7 protein-coding genes and 1 other RNA gene are annotated in these 7,161 nt (G+C 70.8%); 6 read left to right on the top strand and 2 right to left on the bottom strand.

Translation table 11 applies throughout. The annotated features are described in order from the left end of the window. Positions 1-171 precede the first annotated feature (171 nt). On the bottom strand, positions 172-363 hold the full coding sequence (locus ACFW01_RS31330) for a hypothetical protein (RefSeq protein ID WP_161330910.1): 192 nt from the start codon (positions 361-363) through the stop codon (positions 172-174). A gap of 214 nt (positions 364-577) precedes the next feature. On the opposite strand from ACFW01_RS31330, the gene ftsE reads away from it, so the two are divergent. The 5 genes from ftsE to ssrA all read left to right on the top strand — a co-directional run bounded on the left by ftsE (position 578) and on the right by ssrA (position 4,492). After that, the gene (gene ftsE / locus ACFW01_RS31325) at positions 578-1,267 is read left to right on the top strand and encodes a cell division ATP-binding protein FtsE (protein ID WP_043372426.1); all 690 of its coding nucleotides are present in this window, start codon (positions 578-580) and stop codon (positions 1,265-1,267) included. A 31-nt stretch (positions 1,268-1,298) separates the two neighbouring features. Further along, positions 1,299-2,216 carry a permease-like cell division protein FtsX gene (ftsX, locus tag ACFW01_RS31320; protein WP_064728178.1) on the top strand — a complete coding sequence of 306 codons (918 nt, stop codon included), beginning with the start codon at positions 1,299-1,301 and terminating at the stop codon, positions 2,214-2,216. 68 nt (positions 2,217-2,284) lie between these two features. Then, positions 2,285-3,463, top strand: a complete 1,179-nt coding sequence (locus tag ACFW01_RS31315; protein ID WP_384509267.1) for a S41 family peptidase — start codon at positions 2,285-2,287, stop codon at positions 3,461-3,463. Between the two features lie 45 nt (positions 3,464-3,508). Next, complete coding sequence (smpB, locus tag ACFW01_RS31310; protein WP_234961143.1) at positions 3,509-3,988, top strand: SsrA-binding protein SmpB; 480 nt, start codon at positions 3,509-3,511, stop codon at positions 3,986-3,988. Positions 3,989-4,092: 104 nt separating this feature from the next. Then, positions 4,093-4,492, top strand: a transfer-messenger RNA (tmRNA) gene (ssrA, locus tag ACFW01_RS31305). 61 nt (positions 4,493-4,553) lie between these two features. Here the strand turns inward: ssrA and ACFW01_RS31300 are convergent. Next, positions 4,554-5,855, bottom strand: coding sequence for an MFS transporter (locus ACFW01_RS31300; protein ID WP_384509263.1), 1,302 nt, complete (start codon positions 5,853-5,855; stop codon positions 4,554-4,556). A gap of 83 nt (positions 5,856-5,938) precedes the next feature. On the opposite strand from ACFW01_RS31300, the gene ACFW01_RS31295 reads away from it, so the two are divergent. Then, complete coding sequence (locus ACFW01_RS31295) at positions 5,939-6,910, top strand: LysR family transcriptional regulator (protein ID WP_384509260.1); 972 nt, start codon at positions 5,939-5,941, stop codon at positions 6,908-6,910. Positions 6,911-7,161 lie beyond the last annotated feature (251 nt).

Below are 7,161 nucleotides of genomic sequence, written 5' to 3'. Positions count from 1 at the left end.
GGTTAGGGGATCCCCCGGGCGGCCCGTTTTTTCGCGGGGGGGGGGGGGGCCGGGCGGTTTCGTGCGCCCGTCCTCCCCCCCCCCCCCCCGGGGGGCGGGGGGGCCCGGAGCGCACAGCGCTCCGGGCCCCTCTGCCATGTCTCCGAAGGCCCTGTGGGCCCCACGCGTCCGTCAGACGGTCTGGTGGGCCAGCAGGGCCACCGCCGCGATCAGCACCGCGAGGAGCGCGATCAGCGTCATCGGGTTCAGCCCCGCCAGGGGGCCCTCCTGCTGCATCCGCTCGCGGTTCGCCCGGCACACCGGGCACCGGCCCTCGTTCACGGGCGCCGCGCAGTTCGCGCACACCAACCGGTCGTACGTCATGCGCTCGCCCTCCTTGCCGCCGGCTCCGTCAGAACAACGCCCGCAACGACACGAACGTTCCCCTTCCACTGTGCCAGGTTCCTGAGGACCCCGCGCGTCCTCCCGCCAGGGACAAAACGTGCAACTGATACGCAACCCAGACCGGTGACTGCGGTCCGCTCCCCGGTTCGCGTATGGTCACGCACATCTACCCCCGGCGACCCGTGGTGCATCCGTGATCCGATTCGACAACGTCTCCAAGGTCTACCCCAAACAGAGCCACCCAGCCCTCAGGGACGTCTCCCTGGAGGTCGAGAAGGGCGAGTTCGTCTTCCTCGTGGGATCCTCCGGCTCCGGAAAGTCCACCTTCCTGCGGCTGATCCTCCGCGAGGAGCGGTGCAGCCACGGCCAGGTGCACGTCCTGGGCAAGGACCTCGCCCGCCTGTCCAACTGGAAGGTGCCGCAGATGCGGCGCCAGCTGGGGACGGTGTTCCAGGACTTCCGCCTGCTGCCGAACAAGACGGTCGGCGAGAACGTCGCCTTCGCCCAGGAGGTCATCGGCAAGTCCCGCGGTGAGATCCGCAAGTCGGTGCCCCAGGTGCTCGACCTGGTCGGTCTCGGCGGCAAGGAGGACCGCAGGCCCGGCGAGCTGTCCGGCGGTGAGCAGCAGCGCGTCGCGATCGCGCGGGCGTTCGTCAACCGGCCCAAGCTGCTGATCGCGGACGAGCCCACCGGCAACCTCGACCCGCAGACGTCCGTGGGCATCATGAAGCTGCTCGACCGCATCAACCGGACGGGCACCACCGTGATCATGGCCACCCACGACCAGAACATCGTGGACCAGATGCGCAAGCGCGTCATCGAGCTGGAGAAGGGCCGCCTCGTCCGCGACCAGGCACGCGGCGTCTACGGCTACCAGCACTGACGACGAGGAACGAAAGGCTTAACGAGACGCCATGCGCGCCCAGTTCGTGCTCTCGGAGATCGGTGTCGGTCTTCGCCGCAACCTGACGATGACCTTCGCGGTCATCGTCTCCGTCGCCCTGTCCCTGGCCCTGTTCGGCGGTTCGCTGCTGATGAGCGACCAGGTCAACACCATGAAGGGCTACTGGTACGACAAGGTCAACGTCTCGGTCTTCCTCTGCAACAAGAGCGACGCCGAGTCCGACCCCAACTGCGCCAAGGGCGCGGTGACCGCGGACCAGAAGAAGCAGATCATGTCCGACCTCGACGAGATGACCGTCGTCGACAAGGTCACGTACGAGTCGCAGGACGAGGCGTACAAGCACTACAAGGAGCAGTTCGGCGACTCGCCGCTGGCCAGCTCCCTCACGCCGGACCAGATGCAGGAGTCGTACCGGATCAAGCTGAAGGACCCGGAGAAGTACCAGGTCATCGCCACCGCCTTCGACGGCCGGGAGGGCGTGCAGTCCGTGCAGGACCAGAAGGGCATCCTGGACAACCTCTTCGGCCTCCTCAACGGCATGAACTGGGCCGCCCGCGCGGTGATGGCGCTCATGCTGGTCGTCGCCCTCATGCTGATCGTCAACACGGTGCGCGTCTCGGCGTTCAGCCGGCGGCGGGAGACCGGCATCATGCGCCTCGTCGGCGCCTCCGGGTTCTACATCCAGGCGCCGTTCATCATGGAGGCGGCGGTCGCCGGGCTCATCGGCGGTGGTGTCGCCTGCGGCTTCCTGGTGGTCGCCCGGTACTTCATCATCGACCACGGACTCGCCCTGTCGGAGAAGCTGAACCTGATCAACTTCATCGGCTGGGACGCCGTGTTGACGAAGCTGCCGCTCATCCTGGCCACCAGCCTGCTGATGCCCGCGTTGGCCGCGTTCTTCGCGTTGCGCAAGTACCTGAAGGTGTGACACATACCAAAAGGGCCGAACGGTCAAGCGACCGTTCGGCCCTCGCGCGTTGTCCTAGACTCACCGGCATGTCAGGTCGTGACCTGTTCTGTCAGCCCCGCCGCGTACGCCACGGGGCCGCCCTGACCTTGGTGTTCGCGAGTGTGCTCGTCGCGGGCGGGGTCACCGGCTCGTTCTCCGGAAGCGACCGGAAGCCCGAGTCGGACACGGCGCACCCGGCCGCTCCCACCGGGCGGCACGACGCGGTGGCGAGGGCGGCCGCCGAGGCGCTGGCCGACGGCAAGTCCCCCGAGGAGGCCGCCGAACGCGCGGTCAGCCGCAGCGGGGACCGCTGGGGCGCCGTCTACTCCCACGGCGAGTACGAGGAGTTGGAGGACGCCCTGGACGGCCGGTACACCGGCGTCGGGCTCTCCGCGCGCCGCGAGCGCGACGGCCGCATCGAGGTGACGGGGGTGCGCTCCGGCTCGCCCGCCGCCGACGCCGGGATCCGCGAGGGCGACCGGCTGCGCAGCGTCGACGGCGAACGGGTCGACGGGCGGCCCGTCACCGAGGTCGTCGCCATACTGCGCGGCGACGCCGAGACCGAGCCCGCCGGCACCGCCGTCCGGCTCGGTCTGGAGCGCGGCACACGCGCGTGGAGCGAGACCGTGCGCCGGGCCAGGCTCTCCACGCAGCCCGTGACGGTGCGCACCCTCGCCACCGGCGACACGGTGGTCGAGGTCAGCTCCTTCAGCAAGGGCGTCGGCGCGAAGGTGCGCGACGCCGTGCGGCGGCTGCCCTCCGGCGCGGGAGTCGTCCTCGACCTGCGCGGCAACTCGGGCGGTCTGGTCTCCGAGGCGGTCGTCGCCGCCTCCGCCTTCCTCGACGGCGGCCTGGTCGCCACGTACGACGTCGATGGCGAGCAGCGGGCCCTGCACGCCGAGCCCGGCGGCGAGACCACCAGACCTCTGGTCGCGCTCGTCGACGGCGGCACGATGAGCGCGGCCGAACTCCTCACCGGAGCCCTCCAGGACCGCGGCCGGGCGGTCGTCCTGGGCTCCCGCACCTTCGGCAAGGGCTCGGTGCAGATGCCGAGCCGGCTGCCCGGCGGCTCGGTGGCCGAGCTGACCGTCGGGCACTACCGCACCCCGTCCGGCCGCGGCGTCGACGGCACGGGCATCACACCCGACCTGGAGGTCGACCCGGCGGAGCCCGCCGCGCTGGAACGGGCGCGGACGGTACTGAGCGGACTGGGGCCGACCGCGTAATCGGCTTTCCGTGAGCCCCCTCGGTAGTGCCAAAATGGTTGCACTATGGCTAAGGAAAAAGGGCGCAAGCTGATCGCGCAGAACAAGAAGGCGCGGCACGACTACCAGATCCTCGACACCTACGAGGCGGGACTCGTCCTGTCCGGGACCGAGGTGAAGTCGCTGCGCCAGGGACGGGCCTCGCTGGCCGACGGCTTCGTGCAGCTGGACGGGCACGAGGCGTGGCTGCACAACGTGCACGTGCCGGAGTACAGCCAGGGGACCTGGACCAACCACAGCGCCCGCCGCAAGCGGAAGCTGCTGCTGCACCGCGTGGAGATCGACAAGCTGGAGTCGAAGTCCCAGGAGACCGGTCACACCATCGTGCCGCTGGCCCTCTACTTCAAGGACGGCCGGGCCAAGGTCGAGATCGCGCTGGCGCGCGGCAAGAAGGAGTACGACAAGCGCCAGACGCTCCGCGAGAAGCAGGACCGCCGCGAGGCGGAGCGGACGATCTCCGCGCTCCGGCGCAAGCAGCGGGCCTGACCGCCGGGAATAGGCTGGCACCCCGGTGCGTTGGTCACGTACGATGGCATCCGCACCTCGGAGCGGGTGCACCTCCCTCTTCGGAGGGCTTGAAAAATCAACATGGGGATGATCGGTTTCGACAGCGGCTGTCGAAGCAGGGGAAGCGTGTCGAGGAAGCGGCCATGATCTCGTAAACCACAGGCCGAAAAAAATAATCGCCAACACCAAGCGCGATTCCTCCCAGCAGGCCTTCGCCCTCGCTGCCTGATCTCAGGTAGCAGAGCGAGCCTCCTACTACGGGAGTGTCAGCCCGGGGCTGTTCCCGACCCGGATCCTGGCATCAGCTAGGGGACTAAACCTTGATCCCGGTCACGGGGTGAAGAGGGAAACCAAACAGTGACTGAGCCCGTCGGAGACTTGTCCGCGTGATCTCCGGGGCTGAGAAAATCGAAGCGGACTGCACACGGAGAAGCCCTGGTTCCGCACCGTTGGACGCGGGTTCGATTCCCGCCATCTCCACGTCCCCGAGGGGGCAGGTACTCGCGAGCACGGCGAGCGCCTGCCCCCTCGTCGTCTTCCCCCTTCAGGACGCCGCCCGCCGGGGCGGCAGCAGGGTGAGCATCAGGGCCGCCGCGGCCGCCGTCACCGGGATGCCGTAGGCCGCCGCGGCCGACGTGTGCTCGACCGTCCAGCCGCCCGCCGCGCTGCCGCAGGCGATGCCGCCGAGCAGGCCCGTCACCGCGAGGGTCATGCCCTCGTTCAGGCGGCCCTCGGGGGTGCGCTGCTGGACCAGCGTCATGGTGGTGACCATGGTCGGGGCGGTGGCCATCCCGGCGATCAGCAGGGTGAGCGCCAGCAGCGGCAGGGAGCCGGTGAGCGAGGCCGCGAGCAGCGGCAGCGTCAGCAGGGCCGTCATCGCCGCGACGCACCACGGCAGCCGGTGTCCGGCGGGTCCGGCCGGTTTCATCGCGCCGTACAGCAGGCCGGCCGCGCAGGAACCGGCCGCCTGGAGTCCGAGGACCACGCCGGCCGCCGCGCGATGGCCCTGTGCGTCCGCGAACGCGATGGTGACGACCTCCATGGCCCCGAACACCCCGCCCATCGCGAGGCACACGACCAGCAGCGGCGGGATGCCCGGGGCGCGGAGGGGGGCCTTGGCGGTGGGGCGCGGCCCGGCCGCCGGGGGCTCGGTCGAACGCTGGGCGGTGAACAGCAGCATGCCGCTCACCAGCAGCACCACCCCGACGAGCGTGCCCGCCTGCGGGAACAACGCCGTGCACAGGAAGGCCGCGAGGATGGGCCCGAGCATGAAGCACAGCTCGTCCGCCGCCTGCTCGAAGGAGTTCGCGGTGTGCAGCCCGTCGGCGTCGCCCTTCAGCAGGTGGTTCCAGCGGGCGCGGGCCATGCCGCCGGTGTTGGGGGTCGTCGCGGTGGCGGCGTAGGAGGCGAACAGGGTCCAGGCGGGCGCGCCGTGGCGCACGCACAGCAGCAGGGCGAGCGAGCCCAGCGCGGCGATCAGGGTGGCGGGCACGGCGACCCGCGCCTGCCCGTGCCGGTCCACGAGCCGCGCGGTCCACGGGGCGACCAGGGCGGTGGCCGCCAGTCCCGTCGCGGTGACGGCGCCCGCCAGGGCGTACGAACCGCGGGTGCCGGCGATCATCACGACGGCGCTCACGCTGAACATGCCCATGGGCAGCCGCGCCATGAGGTTCCCGATCGTGAACGCGCGGGCGCCGGGTGTGGCGAGAAGCCGCCGGTACGGGCCGGGCGGCCGGCGCCGGCCGCGCGGGCGGAAGTCGGCGACGACCAGGGCGTCGGCGGTGACGGCGGGGAAGGCGACGGGAGGGGCCTGCGGGGAAGGGCGTTCGAAGGTGGGTTGCGGCATGCACCTACCGTGGCCCGGCGGCGATCAAGGGGTCCAACACCTACTCCGTCGCCATTCACGCACCCCTGTTGTAAGTTCACCGGATGCCCGCACCCGCCCACCTCGATCCCCGCCTGCTGCGCGCCTTCGTCACCGTCGCCGAGGACCTCCACTTCACCCGCGCCGCCGCCCGGCTCTACGTCGCCCAGCAGGCCCTCAGCCGGGACGTACGGCGCCTGGAGCGGGAGTTGGGCGCCGAGCTGTTCGTCCGGACCACCCGGCAGGTGACGCTGACCGCCGACGGCGAGCGGCTGCTGCCGTACGCCCGGCGCGTCCTCCAGGCGCAGGACGAACTCCTGGCCGCCGTCGGACAGGCCCGCCCGCTGCTGGTCGACCTCAACTCCCCGGGGCTGGTCACCGGCCGCCTCGTCCTGGAACGGGCGCGCGAACTCGCCCCCGGCCAGGAGCTGATGGCGCGCTACGAGAGCGGACTGACGTACGCCGCCGCCGAAGTGATCGCGGGCCGGATCGACGCCGCCTTCGGCCGGTTCGCGGGCCTGCCCCCGGCGCTGCGGGCCGGACTCGGCCACCAGCCCGTGCGCCACGAGCCGATGGCGGTCGTCCTGCCGGAGGACCATCCGCTGGCCGGGCTGGACGAGGTGCCGCTCTCCGCGCTCGCCGGGGAGCGGGTGTACGCCGGGGCCGGCAACCCGCGCACGCCGGAGTGGACCGACCTCGCGCACCGTCTGTTCGAGGGACGCGGCATCGACGTGGCGCCACCCCTTCCGCTGGCGATGGGGGAGGAGGAGTTCCAGCGGATCATGGACAGGACGCGGCATCCGATCCTGGCGGTGGTGGGCTTTCCGGCCATGGCGTCGACCGTCGTGCGCCCGCTGGTCGATCCCGTGCCGCTGTCGCCGGTCTCACTGGTCTGGCGAAAAGGACTCGTGCACCCCGCGCTGGACGCGTTGCGCCGGGCGGCGGCGCAGGTCGCGGCCGAAAACGACTGGCTCCGGGCCCCCGCCGGGGGATGGATTCCGGCCGCCGACAGCACTGTGATGTCCGCCCACAATTGACACGCGGCCACCACGGATCCTCCGCGTGCGCTACATTCTCTGCCTGAGCACGGTGTGATACAGGGGGCGCTCGAACCTGGTGGGGGCCGGTTCTACCGACGAGTGCTCGGAGTCGTATGCGCACCCGGAAGTGTCCCGTGGGGGGAAGTGCGCACGCGTGAAGAATTGGCAAAAAGACGCCCAACCGGAGTGGCCCGAGGCCGAGTCCGGGGGTCGTGATCTCTCGGAGGCAAGACCCGATGCTGACGCCA

The sequence above is a fragment of the Streptomyces sp. NPDC058985 genome, from assembly GCF_042740985.1.
Classification (GTDB): Bacteria; Actinomycetota; Actinomycetes; order Streptomycetales; family Streptomycetaceae; genus Streptomyces.
This window is presented reverse-complemented; position numbering and strand designations above follow the sequence as displayed.